Source organism: Spirulina subsalsa CS-330, from assembly GCF_028330765.1.
GTDB lineage: Bacteria > Cyanobacteriota > Cyanobacteriia > Cyanobacteriales > Spirulinaceae > Spirulina > Spirulina subsalsa_A.
Window position 1 is genome coordinate 26,397 of sequence record NZ_JAQMTY010000288.1, and the last position, 26,824, is coordinate 53,220.

General features: G+C 53.4%; 25 protein-coding genes and 1 tRNA gene. 14 read left to right on the forward strand and 12 right to left on the reverse strand.

The window, feature by feature from the left end; genetic code table 11:
- Window positions 1–187 precede the first annotated feature (187 nt).
- Complete coding sequence (hemC, locus tag PN477_RS19705; RefSeq protein ID WP_272118985.1) at window positions 188–1,153, reverse strand: hydroxymethylbilane synthase; 966 nt, start codon at window positions 1,151–1,153, stop codon at window positions 188–190.
- A gap of 406 nt (window positions 1,154–1,559) precedes the next feature.
- Here hemC and PN477_RS19710 point away from each other — a divergent pair, with 406 nt between their 5' ends.
- From PN477_RS19710 to ilvN, 3 genes are all read left to right on the forward strand, one after another.
- A complete protein-coding gene (locus PN477_RS19710; RefSeq protein ID WP_272118987.1) occupies window positions 1,560–1,994 on the forward strand; it encodes a hypothetical protein in 435 nt (144 codons plus the stop codon).
- Window positions 1,995–2,086: 92 nt separating this feature from the next.
- Window positions 2,087–2,157 (forward strand) — tRNA-Cys (locus tag PN477_RS19715).
- Between the two features lie 188 nt (window positions 2,158–2,345).
- Window positions 2,346–2,864 (forward strand): acetolactate synthase small subunit, encoded by a 519-nt coding sequence (ilvN, locus tag PN477_RS19720; RefSeq protein ID WP_072621870.1) that lies wholly within the window; start codon window positions 2,346–2,348, stop codon window positions 2,862–2,864.
- 177 nt (window positions 2,865–3,041) lie between these two features.
- On the opposite strand, the gene sixA is transcribed toward ilvN, so the two are convergent.
- The 4 genes from sixA to psbP form a co-directional block, all read right to left on the reverse strand.
- A complete protein-coding gene (sixA, locus tag PN477_RS19725; protein WP_272118990.1) occupies window positions 3,042–3,524 on the reverse strand; it encodes a phosphohistidine phosphatase SixA in 483 nt (160 codons plus the stop codon).
- Complete coding sequence (locus PN477_RS19730; RefSeq protein WP_272147573.1) at window positions 3,525–4,814, reverse strand: hypothetical protein; 1,290 nt, start codon at window positions 4,812–4,814, stop codon at window positions 3,525–3,527. It lies immediately after the preceding gene.
- Window positions 4,815–4,935: 121 nt separating this feature from the next.
- Window positions 4,936–6,714 carry an ABC transporter ATP-binding protein gene (locus PN477_RS19735; protein WP_272118994.1) on the reverse strand — a complete coding sequence of 593 codons (1,779 nt, stop codon included), beginning with the start codon at window positions 6,712–6,714 and terminating at the stop codon, window positions 4,936–4,938.
- 4 nt (window positions 6,715–6,718) lie between these two features.
- Window positions 6,719–7,264 (reverse strand): photosystem II reaction center PsbP, encoded by a 546-nt coding sequence (gene psbP / locus PN477_RS19740; protein WP_272118996.1) that lies wholly within the window; start codon window positions 7,262–7,264, stop codon window positions 6,719–6,721.
- 127 nt (window positions 7,265–7,391) lie between these two features.
- Between psbP and PN477_RS19745 the strand changes: the two genes are divergently transcribed.
- Genes PN477_RS19745 through PN477_RS19755 form a run of 3 tightly spaced genes read left to right on the forward strand, consistent with a single transcriptional unit; the run spans window position 7,392 to window position 10,822 of the window.
- A complete protein-coding gene (locus PN477_RS19745; protein ID WP_272118998.1) occupies window positions 7,392–8,573 on the forward strand; it encodes a GNAT family N-acetyltransferase in 1,182 nt (393 codons plus the stop codon).
- 51 nt (window positions 8,574–8,624) lie between these two features.
- Window positions 8,625–9,815, forward strand: a complete 1,191-nt coding sequence (locus PN477_RS19750) for an ATP-binding protein (protein WP_272119000.1) — start codon at window positions 8,625–8,627, stop codon at window positions 9,813–9,815.
- Complete coding sequence (locus PN477_RS19755) at window positions 9,812–10,822, forward strand: ParA family protein (protein WP_272119002.1); 1,011 nt, start codon at window positions 9,812–9,814, stop codon at window positions 10,820–10,822. Before PN477_RS19750 ends, PN477_RS19755 begins: the two co-directional genes overlap by 4 nt.
- 11 nt (window positions 10,823–10,833) lie before the next feature.
- Here PN477_RS19755 and PN477_RS19760 read toward each other — a convergent pair whose 3' ends face one another.
- From PN477_RS19760 to PN477_RS19770, 3 genes are read right to left on the reverse strand one after another with little or no spacing between them, the layout of a single operon-like run.
- Window positions 10,834–11,961, reverse strand: a complete 1,128-nt coding sequence (locus PN477_RS19760; RefSeq protein WP_272119004.1) for a CO2 hydration protein — start codon at window positions 11,959–11,961, stop codon at window positions 10,834–10,836.
- A gap of 4 nt (window positions 11,962–11,965) precedes the next feature.
- The gene (locus tag PN477_RS19765; RefSeq protein ID WP_417158867.1) at window positions 11,966–13,519 is read right to left on the reverse strand and encodes an NADH-quinone oxidoreductase subunit M; all 1,554 of its coding nucleotides are present in this window, start codon (window positions 13,517–13,519) and stop codon (window positions 11,966–11,968) included.
- 42 nt (window positions 13,520–13,561) lie between these two features.
- Window positions 13,562–15,466 carry an NAD(P)H-quinone oxidoreductase subunit F gene (locus tag PN477_RS19770; RefSeq protein WP_272119008.1) on the reverse strand — a complete coding sequence of 635 codons (1,905 nt, stop codon included), beginning with the start codon at window positions 15,464–15,466 and terminating at the stop codon, window positions 13,562–13,564.
- A gap of 857 nt (window positions 15,467–16,323) precedes the next feature.
- On the opposite strand from PN477_RS19770, the gene PN477_RS19775 reads away from it, so the two are divergent.
- From PN477_RS19775 to PN477_RS19810, 8 genes are all read left to right on the forward strand, one after another.
- Window positions 16,324–16,635: a carbon dioxide-concentrating mechanism protein CcmK gene (locus tag PN477_RS19775; protein WP_072621224.1), complete on the forward strand. Its 312-nt coding sequence runs from the start codon at window positions 16,324–16,326 to the stop codon at window positions 16,633–16,635.
- 71 nt (window positions 16,636–16,706) lie between these two features.
- Complete coding sequence (locus PN477_RS19780) at window positions 16,707–17,042, forward strand: carbon dioxide-concentrating mechanism protein CcmK (RefSeq protein ID WP_272119012.1); 336 nt, start codon at window positions 16,707–16,709, stop codon at window positions 17,040–17,042.
- Between the two features lies 1 nt (window position 17,043).
- Complete coding sequence (locus PN477_RS19785) at window positions 17,044–17,352, forward strand: EutN/CcmL family microcompartment protein (protein WP_272119014.1); 309 nt, start codon at window positions 17,044–17,046, stop codon at window positions 17,350–17,352.
- A gap of 57 nt (window positions 17,353–17,409) precedes the next feature.
- Window positions 17,410–19,407, forward strand: coding sequence for a ribulose bisphosphate carboxylase small subunit (locus PN477_RS19790; protein ID WP_272119016.1), 1,998 nt, complete (start codon window positions 17,410–17,412; stop codon window positions 19,405–19,407).
- Between the two features lie 64 nt (window positions 19,408–19,471).
- Window positions 19,472–20,155, forward strand: a complete 684-nt coding sequence (locus PN477_RS19795) for an LbetaH domain-containing protein (RefSeq protein ID WP_272119018.1) — start codon at window positions 19,472–19,474, stop codon at window positions 20,153–20,155.
- Between the two features lie 604 nt (window positions 20,156–20,759).
- A complete protein-coding gene (locus tag PN477_RS19800; protein ID WP_072621219.1) occupies window positions 20,760–22,172 on the forward strand; it encodes a form I ribulose bisphosphate carboxylase large subunit in 1,413 nt (470 codons plus the stop codon).
- Window positions 22,173–22,265: 93 nt separating this feature from the next.
- Window positions 22,266–22,640, forward strand: coding sequence for a RuBisCO chaperone RbcX (gene rcbX, locus PN477_RS19805; protein WP_272119022.1), 375 nt, complete (start codon window positions 22,266–22,268; stop codon window positions 22,638–22,640).
- Window positions 22,641–22,688: 48 nt separating this feature from the next.
- The gene (locus PN477_RS19810; protein WP_417158868.1) at window positions 22,689–23,024 is read left to right on the forward strand and encodes a ribulose bisphosphate carboxylase small subunit; all 336 of its coding nucleotides are present in this window, start codon (window positions 22,689–22,691) and stop codon (window positions 23,022–23,024) included.
- Window positions 23,025–23,375: 351 nt separating this feature from the next.
- On the opposite strand, the gene PN477_RS19815 is transcribed toward PN477_RS19810, so the two are convergent.
- The 4 genes from PN477_RS19815 to aroA all read right to left on the reverse strand — a co-directional run bounded on the left by PN477_RS19815 (window position 23,376) and on the right by aroA (window position 26,571).
- Window positions 23,376–23,666: a hypothetical protein gene (locus PN477_RS19815; RefSeq protein WP_272119025.1), complete on the reverse strand. Its 291-nt coding sequence runs from the start codon at window positions 23,664–23,666 to the stop codon at window positions 23,376–23,378.
- 2 nt (window positions 23,667–23,668) lie between these two features.
- Window positions 23,669–24,178 carry an RNase A-like domain-containing protein gene (locus PN477_RS19820; protein ID WP_272119027.1) on the reverse strand — a complete coding sequence of 170 codons (510 nt, stop codon included), beginning with the start codon at window positions 24,176–24,178 and terminating at the stop codon, window positions 23,669–23,671.
- A 52-nt stretch (window positions 24,179–24,230) separates the two neighbouring features.
- A complete protein-coding gene (locus PN477_RS19825) occupies window positions 24,231–25,145 on the reverse strand; it encodes a DMT family transporter (protein ID WP_272119029.1) in 915 nt (304 codons plus the stop codon).
- Between the two features lie 85 nt (window positions 25,146–25,230).
- Window positions 25,231–26,571, reverse strand: coding sequence for a 3-phosphoshikimate 1-carboxyvinyltransferase (gene aroA, locus PN477_RS19830; RefSeq protein ID WP_272119031.1), 1,341 nt, complete (start codon window positions 26,569–26,571; stop codon window positions 25,231–25,233).
- Between the last annotated feature and the right edge of the window lie 253 nt (window positions 26,572–26,824).

The window sequence follows — 26,824 nt, forward strand, 5'->3', positions numbered from 1 at the left end:
AAATCCTCGGCTTGACTAGGCCAATCTTAGGGGGTATCCGCCGTCTGCCCAAATTTTGCCCCGGAAATCCCACAAGATTGGGGCGCGATCGCACCGGAAACCCAAAAAAAACAAGAGAGGCTTGAACATCAAACCCCTCTTGCTTCGGCTCACACCTCGCCCTGATCCAGCGGTGAAGTGAGTCTCCTTAACGATTGATTTCTGCAAAAATAGCGGCAAGAATTTCCCCTGCCCCCTGTTCTTTGAGCATCGCAGCAAGATTTGCCCCCAGTTGCTCGGCTTGGTCTACCGGGCCGCTGATCGTATCTTTAATCAATTGCTGACCGTCCAAACTCGCCACCATCCCGACGAGGGTGAGGGTGTTCCCTTCAATGCGACTATTCACCCCAATGGGAACTTGGCAACCGCCTTCGAGTTCCCGCAATAGGGATCGTTCCGCGAGGGTGCAGGCTTTACTGGGGGCGTGTTCGAGGGCGGCGAGAATATCGAGGATTTCTTGATCACCCTCACGACATTCAATGCCTAACGCCCCTTGGCCGACGGCATGGAGGGAAATTTCACCGGGAATGACTTGATGGATGCGATCGCTCATCTCCAACCGCTCTAACCCCGCCACCGCCAGAATAATCGCGTCGTATTCGCCATTATCGAGCTTCTGTAAACGAGTATTCAGATTGCCGCGAATATCTTTGAATTCCAAATGGGGAAAATGGTGGCGCAACTGCGCCAAGCGCCGCAGCGATGACGTGCCAATCACAGTACCTGGGGGCAACGTGGCCAGTTGCTTATCCTGATGCTGGGCATGAACCACCAGCGCATCCGCCGGTTCAACCCGTTCCGTCACACAGCCCAACATCAACCCATCGGGCAAGCGGGTCGGTAAATCTTTGAGGGAATGCACCGCAAAATCAGCGGTATTGTTGAGCAAGCCGACTTCGAGTTCCTTGGTAAACAGACCCTTATCCCCAATTTTGGAAAGCGCCACATCGAGAATCTTATCCCCTTGAGTACTCATGGTTTCGACTTCAAAGGTGATGTGGGGAAAATGCTGTTCAAGTTGTGCTTTAACCCAATAGGTTTGCACCAATGCCAATTGGCTTTTCCGTGAGGCGAGGCGCACAGTGCGGGTGGGGGTTGAGACGGATGCGGTCATAGACTGTCAGCGTGAATGCGTAAATTGCAGTTGAACATTTGAGTTGCCTAACCTAGAGTATCGCAGGGATTACCCCCGCTGAAAATAGATTCAGAAAATTCCGGGGCGGCGCTGGAATTTGGCAGGCCAAGGAAGGGAGGGTAAAGCCTGTTGAGAAATCATCATGTCTAGATCAGCAGCCCCTCGCCCCGTGGGAGAGGGGTTTGGGGTGAGGGTCATGGGTGAACAAGCTGTAACCGTTGCGATCGCCCAACATTCATCGTTCTTTTTGAATAAAAGTTACGAAAAACAAAGGAATGTAAACAGAGGCGCTCATTCTGTAACGTTGTTACCGAGTCATGATGATTTTAGGCAGCAACAGATTCAAAATTTCCTATCATAAAAAGGGATAAATACAGCACTAAACATGAATCAACGTCCTGCCTTTTACCTCGGCCTGTTGAGCGTAGCCACTGCCTCACTGCTGGGATCTGCGGCTCAGGCACAATCCGTATTTCCCACCATGGAACCCACCAATTTGCACATCTTTGAAGGGGTTGGGTACGGCAACGACACCGCAGATACCAATTGGGTGAACGTCCTCGAACCGGAACAAATGGGTAACCTCCAATGTATCGCCGTGGGCAACACCAACCAAGTGCGCTGCTACGGCGAACAAGACTACAACTTGACCATCTTGCCTGCCACTGCACAACTGCCGGGCATTAGTGAATTCAAAATTGACGATAAAGATGTTCATTTTCGTTTTGGGCATTCTGACCGCATTGGCGCTATGCTCCGCACCCATCCCTCAGAATCCAACACCAGCGCCATCTTAGAACTCGGCATTCAACTCGATTGAATCCTCCGCACCCCCGTTGAAACGGCCATGGGATCTCACCGTCAGATCTCATTTTCGTTCGCAATCGTGCTATGATCAGCAATGCAATATTCGGCGGCATAGCCAAGTGGTAAGGCAGAGGTCTGCAAAATCTTTATCCCCGGTTCAAATCCGGGTGCCGCCTTTTCATCATGCTTAGACAGTCACCAAACCCATCCCATCGCAACAAGAATGCTCTATAATTGTTGCCCTTGGATTTTGGTCGTTTTCAATGGATTGCATTATTTGTTCAGGATAAATTTAGTCAGAAAACAGACTACACTGGACTGTCTAGGCATATTTCGGATTGGCATTGCGGGAGATTGAACACCCATGAAACACACATTATCTGTCTTGGTCGAAGATGAGGCCGGAGTCCTGACCCGAATCGCAGGACTCTTTGCCCGACGGGGCTTCAATATTGAGAGCTTGGCAGTGGGCCCGGCTGAACAACTGGGTATTTCTCGGATCACTATGGTTGTACCCGGTGATGATCAAATTATTGAGCAACTCACGAAACAACTTTACAAGTTAATTAACGTTTTAAAAGTTCAAGACATTACCCAAACGCCCTGTGTCGAGCGGGAATTAATGTTGGTTAAGGTGAATGCTTCGGCCTCCAATCGGGCGGAAGTGATTGAACTCACTCAGGTTTTCCGGGCGCGAATTGTGGATATTTCCGATGAGACCCTCACGATTGAAGTGGTGGGCGATCCCGGTAAGCTGGTGGCGTTGATTCAAATGTTGAATAAGTTCGGCCTGCGGGAAGTGTCCCGGACGGGAAAAATTGCCCTCACCCGTGAATCTGGGGTGAATACGGAATATTTGAAGTTGCTCGAAGCCAAGGTTTAGGGGACTTCGCAGCGAATGTTCCGCCACTGTCCTATCCGTATCGATCGGCGCTGCATGGGGAGTGTCCAAGTTTGGCCGCGAACCATCGGTAACAGTGGGACGCTCCCGCTGACTGTACTGTTCGATCAGGCTGGGGGCATCGTGACGCTGCGGTTGTGATCCCTGGGGGCAAGAACGTTAAAGCAACCATTTTGGCGAGGTGAGCAGAAAGAGTTCCGCGTTGCCGATGGGGTTGCCGTTGGGGTTGAGGCGAAGGCCGATGATGCCGGCTTTTTTGACGGTGAGGCGATCGCTAGTATTTCCCCATACCAGTTGCTCGGCCCATTGCCCTAGATCCGGTTGATGGCCGACGAGGGCGATCGCATTCAATGATTGCACCGTATACCAATTGACCCACAAATTAAGATCCCCCTCCGGTGCTAACGGGGGAAACAGATCAACACTAGGGGCCAGTCCTGCCTGTTGGAAAATTTCCGCCGTTTGATGGGCCCGCACCAACGGACTAGAGAGCAGCACATCCACGGTGATGCCCAACTGGATGAGTCGTTGGGCGACCTGTTGGGTTTTTTTGCGTCCTTTCTCCGTGAGGGGACGCTCGGCATCCTGAGAATAACGGGCGCGATCGGCGGCTATCCCATGACGAATCAGGTAAAGACGCATTTAACTCCGTTTGATGGACACCGGCAGCGGTTCCGATGCCCAAGCGGGATCGATGGCTTCCGGTGTGGGCAAGGTGACATAAAAATACAGCAATCGCGCTAGGAAGGGCGACAGTTCCACGGTCGGAACAAAGGTGCGAATCCCACTGCGAAAGGTGGGGTAATTGCGTTTAGGGTTGGGAAGGTCGAGGGTGGGACGGGGTTTCACCGTTTGGGGTTGGCTCAGGAGGAGCAGGTTAGCCGTGGGGGGAGTGGCGCGATCGCTGTCCTCACCTTCCCCATCGGATGAGGGCGCAACCTGAGACGGGGTGAGGGCTTCGGGTTCTGTGGCTGTTGCTAGATCAACCGCCGTTATGCTTTCCGTTATGCTCTCGGTGTCCTGTGCAGCTTCGGGGTCAGACGCTAAATCAAGGGTTAACTCAGCCTCTAACGGATTGTCAGCCTCTCCCTGAATGGCTGATTCATCGGTTAACCCGTGCTCAAGGTCTTCTAATTCAAGGTCTTCTAATTCAAGGTCTGATGGTTCGGTGAACTCAGGTTCAACATCCAGCGCGGCCGTTGAATCTTGCCCATGGTCTAACCCAGTTCCCCATTCATTCCCGTCTACGTTAACCGCCTTGCAGTCAATGGCGCGATCCGCTTCACCATCAAGGGCTTCACCAGAGGGGTCAACGTCTTCGGGACGATTGGCGATCGCGCCCTCATTCAGGTCTGCGGGTTCCATTGCTAAGGATTCGCTGATCTCATCGACCGCAGTGGGGGAAACTTGGGGAGGGGCCGTAACATCAAGATAGGCAAACGATCGCAATCGAGCGATCATCCCTTCACCATTGGCAGTCCCTGGGCCAATCTGGGCCAACTGTCGCCACCGTTGTACCCCAGGGGCGACGGGGGGAAGGGATACCGGGGGGGCGGATGGTGTGGTCGTAAACACGGGTAACTCGGCCGCCGCTGGTTCATTCACCGCTGCATCCGATTCAACGCTGCTGATGTTCATGTACCATTCCGGCAATTTGCGGCAAATAATCCGCTCAAAATCCCCGGTGAAATGAGGAGAGGGGCGACCCCGCTTTTGCCAAAGACTGAGAATATGCTCTACAGAAACGGCTTTATACCGTCCTTGGTAGAGGGCTTCGATAATCGCGGTGCGAATCCAATCCGCTTCGTAAGCATCAAGCCAATGGCCCATCCGTTCCGCCGTCGTGTGGGGTTTGGTGTCAAACCCATAGTGACTCAGCAGCATGATGGCTTGCGCGATGAGTGTCCGTCTGGCAGAACCGGGAATTGTCATGGGTGTCAAAGGGAGGCTAGGCGAGCAATCAGAATGAGGAAGTTGTTTCTTCTCTTCATGTTATACGGTATCTTCAAGTTTCTAAAGTAAAACGAATGGAGATGGGGATAACTGGGGGGATTCATTGGTAAAACTGGGCTTGGGCGTGGAAGAGACGGGCATAGATTCCCCCCTGGGCGAGAAGTTCGGGGTGGGTTCCCTGTTCGGTGATGCGGCCGTGAGCGAGGACATAGATGCGATCGCAATCTTTCACCGTAGACAGGCGATGGCTAATCATCAGGGTGGTGCGATCGCGGCTTAAGGCTCGAAACTGAGCGACCAGATCCGCCTCGGCTTGGGGGTCAATGGCACTGGTCGGCTCGTCTAAAATCAACACCGGAGCCGAACGCACCAACGCCCGCAACAGCCCCATTTTTTGCCACTCCCCCACACTCAACTCCTCCCCCGCCACACTCTGATTACCCAAAATCGTCTCGTACTGCTGGGGAAACCCCATAATTTTCCCATCGAGTCCCAACTGAGCCGCCCAGCGGCGCACGGTTGATAATTCTGCCGCTGGATCGGCTAACGTCCCATTCTCCAACACCGTCAGGTTATAGCGCCCATAGTCCTGAAACACCGTCCCCAACTGCCGCCGCCAGTCCCGCACCCTAAAACACCGCAGATCCACCCCATCAACGGTAATCGCCCCCGCCGTCGGTTCGTAGAGGCGACAGAGGAGCTTAATTAACGTTGTTTTTCCGGCCCCATTTGCCCCCACAAGGGCCACCGTCTGCCCGGCTGGAATCTCAAAATTCAACCCCGCTAACACCGGCTCGGTATGGTTGGGGTAGTGAAAGGTCACGTTTTCAAATTTGATGCCCTTGGTGATGAGGGTGGGGACGGGTTGGGGCTGGCTGGGTTCGTGAATTTGGGTGGGGAGGGCGAGAAAGTCTTGAAAGCTGATCAAGAAGCGGCTGTGCTCGTAGAGGCTGGCCAGGCTTTTCAGGAACGTCCGTAGGCTGTCCTGGCCGCGATTGAGGGCTTGGTAGTAGAGGACGAAACTGCCGAGGCTGAGGTGGCCTTGGGCGGTGCGGAGGGTGAGGAATGCGATCAGGGCGAAGATGGCGATCGCTGCCCCGCCTTGGGTGATAATTTCCGCCTTGGCCCGCCGTTGGGACAAGTGCAGTTTTTCTAGGCGGACTCTGCGCCGCAGTTGGGCAAAGCGGTGTTGAATGCGATCGCCCAGATCGTAAAGGCGGATCTCTTTGGCGTGGCTGCCAGCGGTGAGGAGGTGGCTGAAATAGTTGGCGCGGTGTTCTTGCTGTAACCACTGTCGCCAATGGTGCAGGAGTTGGCGGCTGTGGTGGGTGCGGGCGATCGCAAAGGGCAACACCGTGAGCACCAACAGCGGCGCGATCGCCCCATGGAGCGACACCAACAACCCCGCAATGATCCCCAACCCCAACCCCTGCTGCACCAAACTGGTGAGGTGATTCATCATGGCAGTCGGACGGTAGGGGGCTTCCCGTTGGGCGGCGTGGAGGCTCTCGTAATAGTGGGCGTTTTCGTAATATTCCAGGTCTAGGGCGATCGATTTCGTATGCAACAGATCCTGCACATAGTCGGTGATCTGTTGCTGTTGTGCCTCACTCACCACCCCCGCCACAGTGCTACCAGCCGCCGTCACCAGTTGCACCACCCCCAACCCAAACACGAGCCACCCCAACCCGCCCAGCTTCGGCTCCGGCCGGGTCAAGGTGTCGATCAATTGCTGGATCAGCAGCAAGCTGACAAAGGGTAAGAGTCCTTGGAGCAGCGCCAAACTCAGTTGAGCGATCGCCCAGCCTTTGCCACTGTGCCAGATCAGAAGTAGGGCCTGTTGTACAACGTGCCACCGGGGGCGGATGGACTGGAACAAGGGTTTATAACACCTGGAACGAATTCACCACCGCTTGAAAGCGATCGCGCCACCGTTGCCAACGTCGCTCTGGCGTAGACAGGTTAAACGTGTAGAGTTTTTGGTTGTGGATCACCACATCGGCGAGATTATGGCGCTGTTGACCATCGGGAAACGTGACCGCATATTCCAGCCGATAATAGGTTTCCCCCGCGTTTTCCGCTGCCTCGGCGTTGATAAATTCCACCTGACGTTTGAGGGGATTCTCTTTTGCTGCTTGAAAAAAGCGATAGCCCACCTCCGTCGGCGTGCCAAGGCTGGCGAGGCTTTGCCCAGCGGGAACATCACTAATAATCAAACTGACATTTTCCGTGCGTTCCACCATGTCCCGCAGCACCAGCACCACCCCCGGCGACGCATTCTGCACATCCACTTCCACCCAGCCCCTAGGATACAGGAACTGATATTGACCATTACGGTAGGGTTGCAATCCAGCGATCGCGCTGGTGCAACCCGTACAGCACAGGATCACAGCCAGCAAGAAACCTAAAAATCGGACAGGTCGAAACATGGTGAATCGTGCGATTAGTTGGACTGTCTTGATTGTACCAAGGGCAGATCATGCCATATCCTCAGATCGCCCCCGCAACCCAGAGCCATACGTTACCCTAAAAACGTGATTTTCAGAGGATGGGATCGTGGCGGCTCAATATCGTTTGTCTTGGCATAGTCATCTCGCGGAAATTCCCCAAGCCGCCTGGGATGCCCTCGCCTTACCCTTGGCGACACCGTTTTTAGAGTGGGAGTGGCTGCATAATCTCGAAACCTCCGGCAGTGTGACGGCGCGGGCAGGCTGGCAACCCTGTCACCTGACCCTATGGCGCGATCGCACTCTGATCGGCGCGGCTCCCCTCTATATCAAAGGCCATAGTTATGGCGAATTTGTCTTTGACCATCAATGGGCGGATCTGTGCCATCGTCTAGGCGGCTCCTACTATCCGAAACTGGTGGGCATGACTCCGATCACCCCGACGGTGGGCTATCGGTTTTTAATCGCCCCCGGTGAGGATGAGGCAGCGGTGACGGCTCAAATGATGCGCGAAATTGATCGGTTTTGCGATCGCAATCAACTCTCTGGGGTCAATTTTCTCTTCGTTGATCCCGATTGGCGACCCCTCGCGGAACAATGCGGCCTCAGTGCCTGGCTCCACCACAGCTACATTTGGAACAGCCACGACTTTCAAAGCTTCGATGACTATCTCAAAATCTTCAACTCCAACCAACGCAAAAACATCAAACGCGAACGCAAAGCCGTCCAAAAAGCCAATCTCCGCATCGAGACCCTGACCGGCGACGCAATTCCCCACCACCTCTATCCGACGATCTACAGTTTTTACAGCAGCACTTGCGAAAAGTTTTATTGGGGCAGCAAATACCTAACGCGCAAATTTTTCGAGCAATTGTATCCAAACTACAGCGATCGCATCGTCCTCTTCGTCGCCTATCCCGCCGACCAAATCGACCCCAAACCCGTCGGAATGTCGTTCTGTCTCCGCAAAGGAACCCAAATGTACGGGCGGTATTGGGGCTGCTTTGCAGAATACGACTGTCTCCACTTTGAAACCTGCTATTACAAACCGATTGAATGGGCGATCAGCCATGGTGTAACCCTGTACGATCCCGGTGCTGGCGGTCGCCACAAACGGCGGCGCGGCTTTCCCGCCACCCCCAACCACAGCCTCCACCGCTTCTACGACCCCCGCATGAGCCAAATCCTCCGCGCCTACATCCCCGAAATCAACGACATGGAACAACAGGAAATCGACGCAATCAACAACGATCTCCCCTTCAACAAACAAGAAATCAAACTAAACATTTAAATTAGATGCTTTTAAAGCATCCATAATTGAGGATAGTCACAGAATAAACCGATGGACGATCAAGAGTTAATCGCACTTCTCAATGATCTAGAGTCTGATCGAGTAGAACGCAAAGCCTCGCCTTCAGACAGCAAAAAAATCAGACAGGCAATTTGTGCCTTTGCCAATGATTTACCCAATCATCAAAAACCTGGCATTCTTTTTATTGGTGTCAATGATGATGGAACTTGTGCTCATTTATCCATTACTGATGATCTGCTGCTCAGTCTTGCTAATCTACGGTCTGATGGCAAAATCTTGCCGTTTCCAGCCCTCCAAGTCAATAAGCGAGGTCTGAACCATTGTGAATTAGCTGTTGTGATTGTGGAACCCTCAGATGCTCCACCCGTCAGATTTGATGGGCGAACCTGGGTACGGGTTGGGCCAAGGCGAGCGAGCGCGACCCCTGAAGAAGAACGCCGCCTCAACGAAAAACGACGTGTTAAAGACTTACCCTTTGATTTATATCCGTTGACGAATGCATTGATTGAGGATCTTAATTTAGATAGTTTTCAACGTGACTATTTAACCTCAGCATTAGCTCCGGATGTTCTCGAAGCAAATCAGCGATCGCTCACTCAACAACTCATCTCTGTTCGTTTTACAACACCTGAACCGGAATGTCATCCCACGGTATTGGGAATTCTCGTCATTGGCAACGACGCTAGACAATTCATCCCTGGAAATTACATCCAATTCCTGAGAATTGACGGCACTGAACTCGGTGATCCCATTCGAGATCAAAAAGAAATCACCGGCTCATTACTGGATATCTTACGAGTGTTAGATGAAACCATCAAAATCAACATTTCTATTGCCTCAGATATCACCAGTTACGCCCGTGAAATCCAAAAACCTGACTATCCGATTGAAGCCCTCTGGCAACTCACGCGCAATGCGATCATGCATCGTTCCTACGATCAAACGAATGCGCCAGTGAAGGTGTACTGGTTTAGCGATCGCATTGAAATTTCTAACCCAGGCGGTTTATTTGGACAGGTCACACCTGAAAATTTTGGTCAGGGTGTAACCGACTATCGCAATCCTCATCTCGCCGGAGTGATGAAAGATTTAGGTTACGTACAACGCTTTGGTTATGGGATTCCATCCGCGAAACGTGCCTTAACAAAAAATGGGAATCCAGCCCCAGAGTTTGTGCTCGAAACTTCATACACATCTGTGATTGTGAGGAAGCCAGTATGAACCCACCCATCATTGCATTTTTTAATAATAAAGGTGGTGTTGGTAAAACATCCCTGGTCTATCATTTAGCCTGGATGTATGCTGATTTAGGCTTGAGCGTCATTGCTGCTGATTTAGATCCACAAGCCAACTTAACCGCCGCATTTTTAGACGAGGAGCGACTCGAAGAAATTTGGGAAAATAATCATGGCGATCGCTACGATACTATTTTTCGATGTGTTCAGCCTTTAATTAGTGGCATCGGTGACATTAATACCCCAACTCTTGAAAAAATAGATGATGATCTGAATCTTCTGATTGGAGACTTAAAGCTCTCAGGATTTGAAGATGATTTATCGTCTCAATGGTCTGATTGTTTGGATCGAAAAGAGCGATCGTTTCGTGTAATTTCAGCATTTTGGCGCATTTTAAGCCAGCCAGCCCAAGCAAAACATGTTGATGTTATTTTAGTTGATCTAGGGCCTAATTTAGGCGCGATTAACCGAGCAGCCTTGATTGCATCAGACTATGTTGTGATCCCCCTTTCTCCAGATTTATTTTCATTACAAGGACTCAAGAATTTGGGGCCGACAGTGAGGCGGTGGCGAAGAGAATGGCAAGAACGGATTCCGAAAAATCCAGTCCCTCAGCACCTCGATCTACCCACCGGTAAAATGCAACCCGTTGGATACGTTATCTTGCAACATGGGGTTCGTTTTGATCGTCCAGTGCAGGCGGTTCAAAAATGGATTGAGCGCATTCCAAGTACCTATCAATTCGATGTGCTGCATCATCAGGTACAAGAATTTCAAAACCCATCCCATGATTCCCATCGTCTAGCACTGCTCAAGCATTATCAAAGCTTGATGCCAATGGCTCAAGAGTCTCATAAACCCATGTTCCATCTCAAGCCTGCGGATGGCGCGATTGGGTCTCATCTGGCAGCGGTCAAAAATGTGTATCACGATTTCAAATCCTTAGCTCAGATCATTGCAGAGCGCATCGATCTAGAATTACCCACATTTTAAGTTGAACTGAACTACGCGACGCGGGAGAGGCGGGATTCTTGGAGGCGGCGGAGCCAGGTTTTGAGGTAGGCGCGGTTGGCGGCTTTTTCCGTGGGGTCATTGGTAGAAAAGGGGTGGGGGGCGAGGCCTTGGATGGCGGCGGTGGTGACGCAGAACATGGATTTTTGGAAACTTTCGCAGATTTGGACGCGCAGATCGTCTTCTTGGCGGAGGCGATCGCGATAGATGGCGTGGAGATAGTCCGGGAGATAATGCCGCATGTCTTGCATGAGGAGGGTGGGGGGAATGCCGGAGCCACCGATGGGGAGGGGGTCGGCATAGAGCGCACCGTAGGCAAATTGGTCTTGGTCTTGGGGGATTTGGTAGGCTTGGGCGTTGTAGGAAATCGTGCCGGGGAAGGGAGTGCCTCGGAAGAAGACGGCTTCGACGTAGGGGACGGCGGTGTCCATCAGGAAGGTGAGACCCTGGGAGGGGGGCAGGATGTCGTAGGTTTGGCCCCGGAGTTCGACGCGGTAGGTGATCGGGCGACTGGCATCGGCGACGAGGCCGTTGAGGATGAGGGCCACCACATCCGGGACGGTGTGGATTTCGCCGTGATCGTAGGCATCGGATAGGTCGATGAAAATATCGCTCATGACGCGCCAAAACTGGCCGAGGGCGCTGTAGTAGCAGAGTTGCCGTACCTGTTCGGGGAGGTAGTCGGGGAAGAGTTTGTGGAGGGTGAGCATGGCGGGGTTGCCGCGCCAGCGGGCTTGGATGGCGGCGGCGGCGAGGGTGGCGAATTCGGGGGTGTCGAGGAAGGCATCGAGGCGGCCGCCGCCGTGCCAGAACATGGCTTTCATGCAGTATTCGGCGTATTCGTAGTTGATCCGATCGTGCCACCAATGTTTGAGGAGGCGGGGGAGGCTGCGATCGCCGTTGACATATTTAAAAAACGGAAAGAGGCGTAAAAACTGATGATTGGCAATATAAATCAGGTTGCGGGAATAGGCATCGAGAACAATGCCGTAACTTTTCAACACCCCCACGACTTCGATCACGTTTTCCGGGCTGTCATGGAGGAGAGCTTGGCCCTGTTCGAGGCGGGCGATGAAGTCGTTGATGTTGGGTTGAAAGGGAATTGGGGGAGCAGTGAGCATGGGCTTAGTCGGAGGAAAGGGTAGGAGAGATCGCAGGGGCGACCAGGGAAGGAGCTGAGAGGGGCGATCGCACGGCTGTACCGAGGGTCGGGCGGCGCAGTTCCGGACTCACAACAAAATCCGTGGCTTGATTTTCACTCCAGCGCACCACCCAAGCGGGTTGTAACCCAAAGATCACCAGCAATGCCGTCAAGACTAAGGAGGGTAAATGATCCTGAAATGCCACCCTGGGAATGGCTGCCAAGTTGTCGGGTAAGCGTCCAAAAAAGACCCGATTCACCATCAATAAAAAGTACACCGCCGTTAAGCCGGTTCCGACCAAGCAAATCAGGGTCGGAATTGTAAAAATGGCGAAGGTGGCCCGAAATACCATGAATTCGGCGATGAACCCGACCATGCCGGGTAATCCTGCACTGGCCATCACCCCAATAATCATTAAACTGCCGGTAATCGGTAAGCCTCGCTCTGGGTTGAGCAGGCCCCGCAGGATCGTCACGTCTCGCGTGCCGGTTTTCTGATACACCACCCCAACCAACACAAAGAGCAGGGCAGAAATTAAACCGTGGCTCACCATTTGAAAAACGGCGGCGGTCATGCTGAGGGGGGTACAGGCGGCGGCGGCGAGCAGAATATAGGCCATGTGGGCGATGGAGGAGTAGGCGACGACTTTTTTCATGTCCTGCTGGGCGATCGCACTAAAGGCCCCATAGAGGGCGCTGATCGTCGCTAGGATCGCCAAACCCGGAGCCAAAATGATCCAGGCTTTGAAAAAGAGGCCCACACCAAATTTAATCAGCCCATAGGTTCCCAACTTCAGCAACACCCCCGCGAGGAGCACAGAAACCGGGGTCGAGGCTTCCACATGGGCATCGGGGAGCCAGGTATGGAAGGGAAAAATCGGAATTTTGATGAATAGGCCGATCAAGAGCATGATCAGCAATGCCATTTCCACTTCCATGGGAAGGGAGTGATGGCGCAGGGGTTCGTAGTCGAAGGTTTTCGCCCCACTGGCCCACACCAACCCCAAAAACGAGGCGAGGACGAGGATGCCCGACAGGGCCGTGTAGATCAAAAATTTCATCGCTGCGTAGCCGCGCCGACCGCCGCCCCAGATCGCGATCAGGAAGTAGAGGGGGATGATTTCTACTTCATAGAAGAGGAAGAATAGGAGTAAATCTTGGGCCAGGAAGGCTCCGGCGGCTCCGGCACTGAGGAGCAAAATGAGGCTGAAGTAGAAGCGGGGTCGATCAATCTCGGCGCGGGTGCAGAAGATGGCGACGAGGGTTAAAAAGCCGTTGAGGAGAACGAGGGGAAAGGAAAGGCCGTCGAGGCCGAGGTGATAATTCAGGCCCAGCACGCCAATCCAGGGCAGATATTCACTGAATTGGGCTTCGAGGTGGTCGGGGTTGAAGCCGAGGGTGATCGGGATTAAGAGGAGCAGGACGAGGAGGGCGATCGCTAACGCCATCCGTCGCGCCCAGAGATTGGGTACGGATTGCGGCAGGAGAGCGATCGCGATCGCCCCCAACACCGGAATCCAAATCAAAGCACTCAACAGCATGGTTAACCAATCTCCATCTAAAACAGCACCAATCCCCGATCAACCGCCCGCAAACCACAGTGACCACACCGAAGTGACGATCGACCACTGGCCACTAAAAATCAACCAGAACAAGGCCGCTACCCCCAGAAAAATCGTCAGTAAATAGAACTGAGATTGCCCGGAGGTGTTGTATTTCAAGGTATTGCCCCCGAAAATCGTCGCCAAGCCCACTAAATTCACCACGCCATCGACAATGTAGCGATCGCACCACACCGCCAACCGCGACAGACTCGCCACCAGATTCATCACCGTCAGTTTATAGATCTGTTCGATATAAAAATCATAGGCAAACAGGTCTTGGAAAAAGCGCAGTCCCATTTGGGTGGGTCGAGCGGTGGTGCGCTGGAGGGGAATCCAGAAACCGCAGAGCAGCCCGATCACCCCGGAGGCGATCAGGATCGGCAATCCCCAGGTAATCGTCCAAGGGGGGGGGACTTGGAGCATCGGTGCGCCCGCACTGAGCCAGAGCGTCCACCGGATCGGAACTGTGGGAATCAATAGGGCAACCAACGTCAGGGTCACAAGCGGAAACGCCATTGGCCAGGGGACTTCTGGAGCGCGGCGGGTTTTCGGCTGTTTGGGGCCGAGAAAGACGAGGCGAAAGACCCGCACCAAATTCATGGCGCTGAGAATATTCACAAAGCCCAGAATCACCAATAGCCAGGGGGGAATCGGCCAAGCCCCATCGAGCCAACGGCGCATTGTCCAAAATTCACCGAGGGGAAAGGCGGTGATCAAACTGGCGGCTCCCACGACATAGGCGGTGGTGGTGGCGGGCATCCGCGACCAGAGGCCGCCCATTTCGGTGATGTTTTGGTTGCTGGTGGTGAGGATGATGCTGCCGACGCTCATGAAGAGGAGGGCTTTGGCGATCGCATGGGTAAAGAGCAACAACAGCGCAATATCCACATGGTTCAGACCCACCGCAATAAACACCAAGCCAATATAGGCACTGGTGGAATGGGACATGGTGCGCTTAATGTCGATTTGGGCGATCGCCATCAGCGAACCCCCCACCGCCGTCACCGTCCCCAACGTAATCAGCACAATTTCCGACACCGGCGACAGGGTAAACACCGGCTGCAACTGGATCAGCACATAGGCCCCCGCACTCACCACCACGGAATTCCGCATAATCCCCGCCGGATTTGGCCCCTCCATCGCCTCATCCAACCAAAGATTGAGGGGAAACTGCGCACATTTTCCCGTCGGCCCCGCAATCAACGCCAACCCCAACAAGGTCGCCGTCAATGGCGGTAACGTTGAGTCATCCGCCCAACTCGCCAACTGACTAAAATCCAACCCTTCTCCATAATTCGACAGCGCCACAATCCCCATCAGCAGCAAAATATCCCCGACCCGCTTCGTTAAAAACGCATCCCGCGCCGCCGTCACCACCAAGGGCTGAGCATACCAAAATCCCACGAGCAGATAGGTTGAAAGGGTGAGAATTTCGAGCAAGCCATAGCTCATCAACAGAGAATCACTAATCGCCAACCCACTTAACGCCGCTTCAAACAGCCCCATCAAGCCATAAAACCGCGCCAGGGAGGCATCTTTTTCCATATAGCCCAAGGCATAGAGTTGCACCAAGAGACTAATCCCGGTGATCACTTCCAACGCCCCCAAACTAATCGGCGAAATATTGATTTTGAGCGTCAGGGTCAGATCCGCCACCTGTAACCATTGCCACATCACCTGTCGGGCGGGATGCGTCCAAATGGCGTTAAAGGCGATCGAGCCATGGAGAAAGGAAAGCAGCGTCATCAAAAGATTGACGTAGGCTGCTGGCCGGGGGCCCGTGCGGCGGATGAAGCCGAAAGACCAGGGCAGGGTAAGGATTGCCCCGATCAACCCATAAATCGGGATCAGCCAGATATTTTGGAGCAGCAACTCAACCATAGGGACGGGATAACTTGGGCAGCATCATGAATGAAAAATTCTGGTCATGGTGGAACGCGATCGCAGGGATTCAACCGGGATAGTCTGACCGTGAATCGGCCTGAGTCCCATCCCTCCCCCGTGAGCGTTCCCATCGGACGGCCGAGGATAGCCGTAGGACATCGGATGGTCGGCATTGCGATCGGTGGAACTGTCCCGCTGGCAAATCTGGCAGATCTACCACAAGCAAGGGCCGATCGGTGGAACAGCCGAGCCAGAATTTTCAACTGGACGACTCGACGGTCAAGCCGAGAACGCACCACCACTCCGTTTGCGAACCACATCGATCATGTGGTCTCTCCAGAGCTAAAAAAATTATAAAGCACCCTGTCCCGTTCCCCTCAGAGCTTGGCCAGACAGGATTGGCACGAGGTTGACAAAAACGGCAACCACATTAATTTTTATTAACTATAAGATTTAAAAAAATCATAAAGATTTATATTGTCAAAGGTGCAAAGGTTTCCTATGCTTTTGAGTAGGTCAAGAATTGAAGATATTCTAAACGGACACCCCCGTCTCTATTTGGCTCTGCTAACTAGGGCGAGTTTGATCTGGATAACACCAAGATTCTTGGCTCGCAATCCTAACCTCAAGAATCTCATTCTCAAGAATTGTATCGACAGGCTGATGATTGAATTCGTTGGAATTTCAGTCAAGCAGCGTGTTGGTCACGCTCGCAGGTCTGTGCCTGTCCAACGGATGCGCCTCACTTGATTGCCAAGAGAATTTTGAGTCCACCTCGCAGTTCTTCGGAGTTGTGGGACTATTGCCCATTCTAAATACATTTTTATGTACGTGCGTACTAAGGAGACTAACTAATGTCCATTGCAGTAGGAATGATTGAAACCCTTGGCTTTCCGGCCGTTGTAGAAGCTGCTGATGCGATGGTCAAAGCGGCACGGGTGACCCTGGTGGGTTACGAAAAGATTGGTTCAGGTCGTGTGACGGTCATCGTCCGGGGTGATGTCTCGGAAGTGCAAGCGTCGGTGGCGGCAGGGAAAGAAAATGTGACCCGTGTCAACGGTGGTCAAGTGCTGTCAACCCATATCATTGCGCGTCCTCACGAAAACTTGGAGTATGTCCTTCCCATTCGCTACACCGAAGAAGTGGAACAGTTCCGCACCTATTAATGTGCTGCTGAATTTCGTTCCTCTCCATCGTTTGTGAAACTCTCTTTATTGATATCTGGAGCATAATTATTATGTCGATTGCTGTTGGAATGGTTGAAACCTTGGGTTTTCCGGCTGTGGTAGAAGCAGCGGATGCGATGGTGAAAGCCGCTCGTGTGACCCTGGTGGGCTATGAAAAAATCGGGACTGGACGGGTCACCGTGATTGTGCGGGGCGATGTTTCCGAGGTACAGGCTTCTGTGTCGGCGGGGGTTGAAAATGTGAAGCGTGTGGATGGCGGTCAAGTGCTGTCTACCCACATCATTGCGCGTCCCCATGAAAACTTGGAGTATGTGCTCCCGATTCGCTACACCGAAGCGGTTGAGCAATTCCGTGAAAGTGTGAATCCTCCGATGCGTCGAGTTTAGGATGCAACTCGCGCAAGTGATGGGCACGGTGGTGAGTACCCAAAAGCTCCCCACAATGACGGGGATTAAGTTGCTGTTGTTGCAAATGATTGACCATGACGGTAACTTGTTGCCCCGCTATGAAGTCGCTGCTGACCAAGTGGGTGCAGGGATGGGGGAGTGGGTGCTGGTGAGTCGCCGTGCGATCGCCCCCAATCCTGCGGGAGACCAAGACCAACGACCGATTGATGCCCTCGTCGTTGGCATTATTGACACCGTATCGGTAGATAAAGGCTTGCTCTACAGCAAGAAAGACGAATACCGTCGCTGAAGGCATCGGTGTTTAACACCTTAAATAGTATTCATTCAACTTTAGAGGAAAAGGACTATGGTCGTTCGTCGGCGGGCGGCTCCCCCTACCCCGTGGTCTAGAGATTTAGCCGAACCAGATATCGATCAATCTGCTTACGTTCACTCCTTTTCAAACATCATTGGTGATGTGAAAATAGGGGCAAATGTGCTGATTTCCCCTGGGACATCGATTCGGGCAGATGAAGGCTTTCCCTTCCACATTGGAGCGAGCACTAACATTCAAGATGGTGTGGTCGTCCATGGCCTCGAAAAAGGCCGGGTTTTGGGAGATGATGGTCAAAGCTACTCCGCCTGGATTGGTGAGGATACTTGTATCACCCACATGGCCTTGATCCATGGGCCGGTGTATATCGGAAATAATTGCTTTATTGGTTTTCGTTCAACGGTCTTTAATGCCCGTGTGGGACATGGCTGCATTGTGATGATGCATGCCTTGATTCAGGATGTGGAAATTCCTGCGGGCAAATATGTGCCGTCGGGGGCTGTGATCACGAATCAACAGCAGGCAGATCGCTTGCCTGATGTCCATGAAGATGATCGGGCGTTTGCCCATCATGTGGTTGAGGTGAATGAGGCCTTATTGACGGGCTATCGCTGTGCGGAAGACCCTTCTTGCATTTTGCCAATTCGCAACGAAGTGGATGCACTGCACTCTAAACCGGGGAATGGATATTCTCCCACTGCTGACGATCATGATTTGGTAGGAACTATGAGCTTGAGTCCAGAAACAATTGAACAGGTGCGATCGCTGCTGAGCCAAGGCTATAGCCTGGGACTAGAACATGCTGATGCGCGGCGTTATCGCTCGAAGTCATGGCTGACGGCGGAATCAATCCAAGGCCGTCGTGATGATCAGGTATTGGCTGAACTTGAATCCCGCCTCCGGGAATTTCCGGGGGAATATGTGCGTTTGATTGGTGTGGATACCCATGCGAAACGCCGGGTTCTCGAAGCCATCATTCAACGTCCCGATGGTACGTCCCCTGTCCATAAGCGCCAGAAAAGCGTCGTTGTGTCATCTCGGCCGACGGGTCGAGGGGCCGGGGCTGTGGCGGTGGGTGCATTATCGGGTGATGTCGCGACCCAAGTCCGTGACTTGTTGCGCCAAGGCTATCGGATTGGCACTGAGCATGCGGATGCGCGTCGCTATCGCTCGAAATCTTGGCAGACCTGTCCGCAAATCAAGGCGACACGGGAGGCAGATGCGATCGCAGAACTCAATCATTGTCTCCAAGACCACCAAGGCGAATATGTTCGCCTGATTGGCATTGATGCCAACGCCAAACGGCGCGTCCTCGAAACCATCATCCAACGCCCCGATGACGTACCCGGTGCCACAAAAGCCAACGGTAAAGTCAACGGCAAAGCCAGCATCAGCCTCAACGGCAGTGCCAACGGCAGCGGTGACCTGACCCAACAAGTTCGGCAACTGCTCAGTCAAGGTCTAGCGATTCGCGCCGAACATGCCAGCAAGCGCCGCTATCGCTCGAAATCTTGGCTCACCTGTGAAGGCTTGAGCGGCACCAGTGAAGCCCAAGTCATGGCCCAACTGTCGCAAATTTTGAGCGACTGCCCAGGGGAATATGTCCGTTTAATCGGGGTTGATCTTGAGGCGAATCGCCGCATCAAAGAGGTGATGATTCAACGCCCCGACGACAGCACCGCCCCCAAAGCCAGCAGCAACGGGAAAGCCAGCGCCTTCAGTGCCCCCGCTAGCAACGGCTACAGCCGCACGGGAGCCAGCACCAGCACCCAACTCGATCCAGCAGTCCAAGATCAAGTGCGGAATCTGTTGCGTCAAGGCTACACCATTAGCACCGAACATGCCGACAAACGCCACTTCCGCGCCAAGTCCTGGAAACCCTGTGCTCCCATTTCAGCCACCCGCGAAGCCGAAGTGTTCAACCACTTAGAAGGGTGTTTAGCCGAACATGCCGGGGAATACGTGCGGTTACTCGGAATTGATGCCAAAGCGAAGCGGCGTGTGTTGGAACAGATCATCCAACGCCCTTAAGCCTCGTCCTAACCAAAGTCAGCCGCGCTGACTTTGGTGTTTTGCAATTTTTTCCACCGTGGTCATGCCTTTGCAACCTTTGCACCTTTGTTCACTGCCCCATGTCCGGGTTGTCGGTGATGTCATTATTCATCCCAGTGCGGCGATCGCTCCCGGTGCAATTTTGCTAGCAGCCCCCCCAGGTCGGATTGAAATTGCAGCCGGAGCCTGTATCGGCATGGGCGTGATCCTCAACGCCGGCAACGGTGAAATCACGATCGCCGAAGGAGCCAGTCTTGGCCCAGGAGTTTTAATTGTTGGCCCCTGTCACATTGGCACCAACAGTTGTATTGGTGGACTGTCCACCCTCTACGCCACCTCCGTCGCCGCCATGAATGTCGTCCTCGCCGGCAGCCTCCTCGGTGCGCCCCCCGATCAAAATCGGCCCCCTCACCCCGTTGCTGCATCTGCATCGTCCCCAGAGCAGCAGGCTTCAGAGGTTGAATCCGATCCTTGGTCTCTTGAGGCAGCGCCACCGGAACCAACACCTAGCCCACCCCCTGAACCGCCCCCTGTTCCCGAACCGCTGAACCATCATCCTGAATCTTCACCTCATGTTGATCAGTCTGCTGCGATCGCAACGCCGGATGAACCCACCCAGCAACAATCGGAGCGATTGAAGAAGAGTAAAGTCATGATTAATCAATTACTGATTACCCTGTTTCCCCACGATGAACAGATTCAGAGTCGTCAGCAGGAACAGCCTTAAGATCGGGTCTATAGTTATTGTTTTTTTTGAGAAAAACGAGAGTCAATACTATCAAGATCGTAAACATTTGTAACCATAAATTACGATCAATCTGAGCATCATCGTGGGACACTCCTCGCGATACCCATCAGCCTCTTCTCAGAACCCTAGAGTTTGGATTAGTCTACGCAAGATTGTCCTAACTCATTCTGTTATGGAACACCAGCAACTTAGCTCAAACCCTTAGGCAGCGAGGATTTGAGCAATTTTCTGCATTCATAAAAATGCCTGTCGTCTTTCCTTAACAAAGTATTAATTTTTTTAATGTGTCCGAAAAGGAATCACAATTATCAGATTCATAAAATTGCCTAGACTTTTCCTAAAAAGGTTGAGCCTTCGTGATAAGCTAAAACGTGACATAAACAACTTGTCATTAAACAGAAATTCTTTGAACGCCAACTTGGGCTGAGTTGTTACTGTTTGATACGGAAACGAATAAAAGGTTCCGCTTTGATGCCCCTCCCTTCGTCACGTCACAGTCACGCCAACCGGCCCGCAGTTGTGAGTAGAAATCACTGTTAAACGTAAGCCTCACCACGACTTATTAAAGGAGGAATTTGAGGATATGGTACAAACCAAACCTGGGTTTGAGGCGGGCGTAAAGGACTATCGTCTGACCTATTACACCCCCGATTACACCCCCAAGGACACTGACCTGCTCGCATGCTTCCGGATGACCCCGCAACCGGGCGTTCCTCCTGAAGAAGCTGGTGCGGCTGTGGCAGCAGAATCATCCACCGGAACCTGGACCACGGTATGGACGGATGGTTTGACCGACCTGGATCGCTACAAAGGTCGTTGCTATGACCTCGAAGCGGTTCCGGGTGAAGATAACCAGTACTTTTGCTTCGTGGCCTATCCCCTCGACCTGTTTGAAGAAGGGTCGGTCACCAACGTGTTGACCTCCATTGTTGGTAACGTGTTCGGGTTTAAAGCCCTGCGTGCCCTGCGTTTGGAAGATATTCGTTTCCCCGTAGCGTTGATCAAAACCTTTGAAGGCCCGCCCCACGGGATTACCGTTGAGCGCGACAAACTGAACAAGTATGGTCGTCCCCTTTTGGGTTGTACGATTAAGCCCAAATTGGGTCTGTCTGCCAAGAACTACGGTCGTGCAGTCTATGAATGTCTGCGCGGTGGTTTGGACTTCACCAAAGACGACGAAAACATTAACTCTCAGCCCTTCATGCGGTGGCGCGATCGCTTCCTCTTCGTCCAAGAGGCGATCGAGAAAGCCCAAGCCGAAACCAACGAAATCAAAGGGCACTACCTCAACGTCACCGCTCCCACCTGCGAGCAAATGATGGAACGGGCCGAATTCGCCAAAGAAATCGGCACTCCGATCATCATGCATGACTTCTTCACCAGTGGCTTCACCGCCAACACCAGCCTATCCAAATGGTGTCGTCGTAACGGTGTGTTGCTGCACATCCACCGCGCCATGCACGCTGTGGTTGACCGTCAACGGAACCACGGGATTCACTTCCGCGTGTTGGCCAAATGTCTCCGCCTCTCCGGTGGGGATCACCTCCACTCCGGTACCGTCGTCGGTAAACTCGAAGGCGAACGCGGCATCACCATGGGCTTTGTTGACCTGATGCGCGAAGACTACGTGGAAGAAGATCGTTCACGCGGTATTTTCTTCACCCAAGACTACGCCTCCCTCCCCAGCACCATGCCCGTGGCATCCGGTGGGATTCACGTCTGGCACATGCCCGCCTTGGTGGAAATCTTCGGCGATGATTCTTGCTTACAGTTCGGGGGTGGTACCCTCGGTCACCCTTGGGGGAATGCACCGGGTGCAACCGCCAACCGGGTTGCCTTAGAAGCCTGTGTTCAAGCTCGTAACGAAGGTCGTAACCTCGCTCGCGAAGGCAACGACGTGATCCGCGAAGCCTGCCGCTGGAGTCCTGAATTGGCTGCGGCTTGCGAACTGTGGAAAGAAATCAAGTTCGAGTTTGAAGCAATGGATACCATCTAGGTTGGCAAACAGGATAAACGAACGGGTAAAACCGTTACCGTTTATCCTGAGTATTTCCACCTACAATCGGTCGGGTCGGAACCAGTTTTGCCCATGAACCCTAAAGATGTTGCCCAAGATACGGTGCAGATGCTGCAAAGCTACCTCACCTACCAGGCAGTGCGAGAAATCATCAATCAACTGACCGAGACCAACCCCCCCCAAGCCATTTGGCTGACTCATTATTCCGCTGGCAAACTCCAAGATGGGGAAGCCTATCTACAGGGGTTAATGCTGGAGCATAAAGAGTTAGTGTTACGGATTTTGACGGTGCGGGCTGACTTAACGGAGCAGATTGTTGATTTTTTACCGGGGATGGTTCGTGATGCGATTCAACTCTCGAACATGGAACATCGCCGCCAAGTTTTGGAACGCTTAACACGGTCTGACCCTGACCCGTCCGCTTCAACCGAATCTCCCTCTGATTAGGGATTTTTTGCACCCATCTTTACTTTAATGAGGTCTTAACCCATGGCAATGAAGACGTTACCCAAAGAGAAGCGTTACGAAACTCTTTCTTATCTTCCCCCGTTGACGGATCAGCAAATTGCGCTGCAAATCCAATACATGTTGGATCAAGGCTATATCCCGGCGGTTGAGTTTGAAAAAGATCCGAAGCCCAGCGATCACCACTGGACGATGTGGAAGCTGCCTTTGTTTGGTGCGAGCAGCCCCCAAGATGTGCTGAACGAAGTGCGCGAATGCCGTCAAGAGTATGCTGACTCTTACATTCGTGTGGTGGGTTTCGACAACATCAAGCAATGCCAAACGGTGAGCTTCATCGTGTACAAGCCCGGTGTCAGCCGCTTCTAGGTTGAACCGCGTTTGAATTGATTGTGTTGAATTAATCTAAAAAGGAACTGAGTTGATCGGTTCCTTTTTTGCTGAGCGATTGAATGTCCTACTGGCGGGTAAGATATGCCCGCACGCCTTAACTCCTTGGATATGACTGGAGTGGGAGCGTCTCGCTCCCTTCGTTCCCTAGCTGTTTGGTGATGCTCCCTAGCTGGTTAGTGATGATGTTGATCCGGATTTCGTATGACTACTACAGAGTCAAGACTTAATATTCGGATTGTATTGAATGTCCAACGCTCAACGTGACGGTGCGTTACGCTTCGCTAACAGCACCCTACAAACATCCTAATTCTTGGCATTGACGCTGCACTACTCTGATATGTGCTGCTCTAGCTGATCCAGAATCTGAGTTAACCAAGCTCTGGCCGCTGCCTCGGTCTCGAAATGTCGATTCGCATAGTCGGCGATCGCTTCCCACGGGAAAAGTTGGGCGGCCAAGGCGGCCCGCCCTTCTGCAATAACGGTGCGATGCCATGGCTGAAGTTGGGGAGCAAGGCAGTTTCGCAGCACGGCTTCATCCGTGAGTCCCTCCCAATCCGCTTCAGCAAACTCAGCAGATAAGAAGCTATAGAGGGATTCATAGTCTGGTGAACCGCTCATGCTTAACGGGTCGGATAGGACGTGAGCAACAAGCAACGACCATGAGCCGTTTTGGTCATCACAGCCCGCAGACTGTTGCTGCTGGCAATATTGCGCAAGGCCGCCGGACGGCTAGCGACTCGGCCCACCACAGTCCCCGCTGCATAGTCCACGACTCGTTTTTCACCGACGGCGGCCCCGCTCACCCAGTTGTTCAACGCTGTAGCCTGGGCGGTGAGGGCGGCTTGGATGTGGGTGGTGGCAGTTGCCAGATTTGGATAGGTACTGGCGGCACTGATGGGGCTATTGTTGAGGCGATCAACCAGTTGTTGATCCGTGTGGCCCACATGACGGGCGATCGTGTGACCGCCTTGGGCTTCTTGTTGTTGTAACCAATTTTGAGGAAATGCGGTGGGGACACATTGAGCCAGAACCGCTGTGCTGGCCGCTCCCATCGACAGAAGCGAAAAAGCAACCGACAGTCCAACGGCCCGAACCGCTGAGGCTAGGGGATTTTGATGTGGGGTAGGCATAGACTAAAAACCTCTAGGCTGACCCCGCCATTTTACCACTCACCCCCGATGATCATGTTTGGGGTGAGGTGGGGGCGAGCATGAGATTCACCCCGGCAATGATCAAGGCCATGATCAGGAGCATTAGAGGTGCGATCGCTGCCCCGAAAAAGAGCAACGACAGCAACGCCACAAAAATCGGCACGAAACTATAGATAATGCAGGCGGTGCGGGTCGCTCCGATCGCAATCACGGAAAGATTGTATTGCAGATAGCCGAGGCCCGATGCACCAATGCCCATGTAGAGGATGCCGAGTTGGGAGGCGATCGCGCTGGTGCGCAGTTGCTCGATGGGATGTTCCGGGGCGGCGAGCAAGAGGAGAAAGATCACGCCAAAGAGGGCGGCGTAGTAGGTGAGGGTGAAGCCAGAGTAACGGCGGGAGAGGCGTTTCAGCAGCAGCGAATAGGCGACCCAACAAAATACCGCCAGCAGCATCAGGGCATCGCCTTGGTTGAATTGGAGGGTGATCAGGTTTTGAAGATTGCCGCCAGTGAGGAGGAGGATCACGCCGAGGAAGGCGATCGCACCCCCCAAGTAGTTTTTGAATGCCAGGGTTTCCCCCAGGATCAGCGCCGCCGCAATGCTAGTGATGATCGGATTGGTGGCGTTAATGATCGCGGTGTTAATTACGGCGGTATAGCGCAGACTACTAAAGAAAAAATAATGGTAGCCCACAATCCCCGACAGACCCAGCAAACTTAAGGGCAGCAGATCCCGCCGTGCCACCGTTAAACTGAGACCGGGCAACCGCCACGCCATCACTGTGAGAAACAGGAGTGCCACCAGATACCGCCAGAGGGACGTGGTGAGGGGCAGCAGATCGGCGGTGGTGTATTTACCCGCGATAAAACTCCCGGCAAACAGCAAACTAGCGCCGAGGGGCAGGGCGATCGGCGGAATTTTCAGGGGCATCGGGGATAGAGCCATGAAGGTGAACGATGAAATCTGATCCTGATCATCACGAAGAAACAAGGGGCTTAAGCCCCTTGCCTGGGATGGCGGCAGCCTTGATTTACTGCCAAGCCTGTTGCAGCGTCGTGACAAAATCGGGGTAGGAAATGGCGGCGGCTTCGGCGCGGTAGATGTGGGTTGTGCCGCTGGCGTTGAGGGCGGCGATCGCTAAACTCATGGCGATCCGGTGGTCGGTGTGGCTGTCTAGATCTGTGCCTTTGAGGGGAGTGCCGCCGGTGATTTCGAGGCCGTCGGGGTGTTCTGTCACCGTTGCGCCCATGCGACTCAGTTCCGCTGCGATTACGGCGAGGCGATCGCTTTCCTTGACCCGCAATTCTTCAGCATCTTTAATCACCGTCGTCCCCGTGGCAAACACCGCCGCCACCGCTAGGATCGGCACTTCATCAATGAGACGCGGGATGATATCGCCTGCGATCGTGCAACCCTTTAACGCAGAGTGACGCACCCGCAAATCCGCCACCGGTTCCCCCGTTACGGTGCGGGGATTTTCTTCCGTAATATCCGCCCCCATCATCGCCAAGGCTTCTAATACTCCCGTCCGGGTCGGGTTCATCCCCACATTTTCAATCAACAGATCCGAACCGGGAGTAATCGCCGCCGCCACCAACCAAAACGCCGCCGAACTAATATCCCCCGGCACAATCACCGTCTGCCCGGTGAGTTTTCCACTGTGCCCCGTCACCGTCACACTGAGCCGCTCCGGATCGACGGTGAGATCTGCCCCAAAGGCTTTGAGCATCCGTTCACTGTGATCGCGGGAGAGGGCGGGTTCGATCACGGTGGTTTGCCCCGCAGCGGAGAGGCCGGCGAGGAGAATGCAGGATTTCACCTGGGCGGAGGCGATGGGAGAATGGTAGGTCATGCCCTGGAGATGTTGACCGTAGACGGCGAGGGGGGCGAGGTTGTGATTGTTGCGGCCCCAAATTTGCGCCCCCATTTGGCTGAGGGGTTTGATGACGCGGGACATGGGGCGCGATCGCAATGACCCATCCCCCGTTACTGTAAACAATCGTTCTGGATGGGAGGCGAGCAGACCGAGCATGAGGCGCAGGGTTGTCCCGGAATTGCCCGCATTGAGCACATCAACGGGTTCATCCAGCTTTCCCAGCCCGACACCCTCCACGGTGACGGTATCGGTATTCAGGTCAGAAATTCGCGCCCCCATGGCCCGAAAACAGGCCGCCGTACTGCGGGGATCTTCCCCCAATAAAAGACCGTGAATGGTGGTGGTTCCGGAGGCGATCGCCCCCAACATTAACGCCCGATGGGAAATCGATTTATCGCCGGGAATCGTGATCGTGCCCTGAAGGGATGCTGTGGCGGGGGGCGTGATGGTGAGGGTTTGGTGATCAGCGATCGCAGTCAGGGCAACGGTGGACATAGTTTAAGGGCAGCAATTTTAAGTCTTTTGATTGTACCAGTCTGCGATCGCGACCTCATCCCCCAGCCCCTTCCCCCTAGGAAGAAGGAGCGTCATGGATTCCCCTCGCCCGGTGGGCTACTGCTTATACACAAACTGCTCTTAACGATGTTCACCTTCTCTCGATCCCCCCTAGCCCCCCTTAAAAAGGGGGGAACGCAAAAAAGTCCCCCTTTTTAAGGGGGATTTAGGGGGATCAAACGCAGACGAGGCC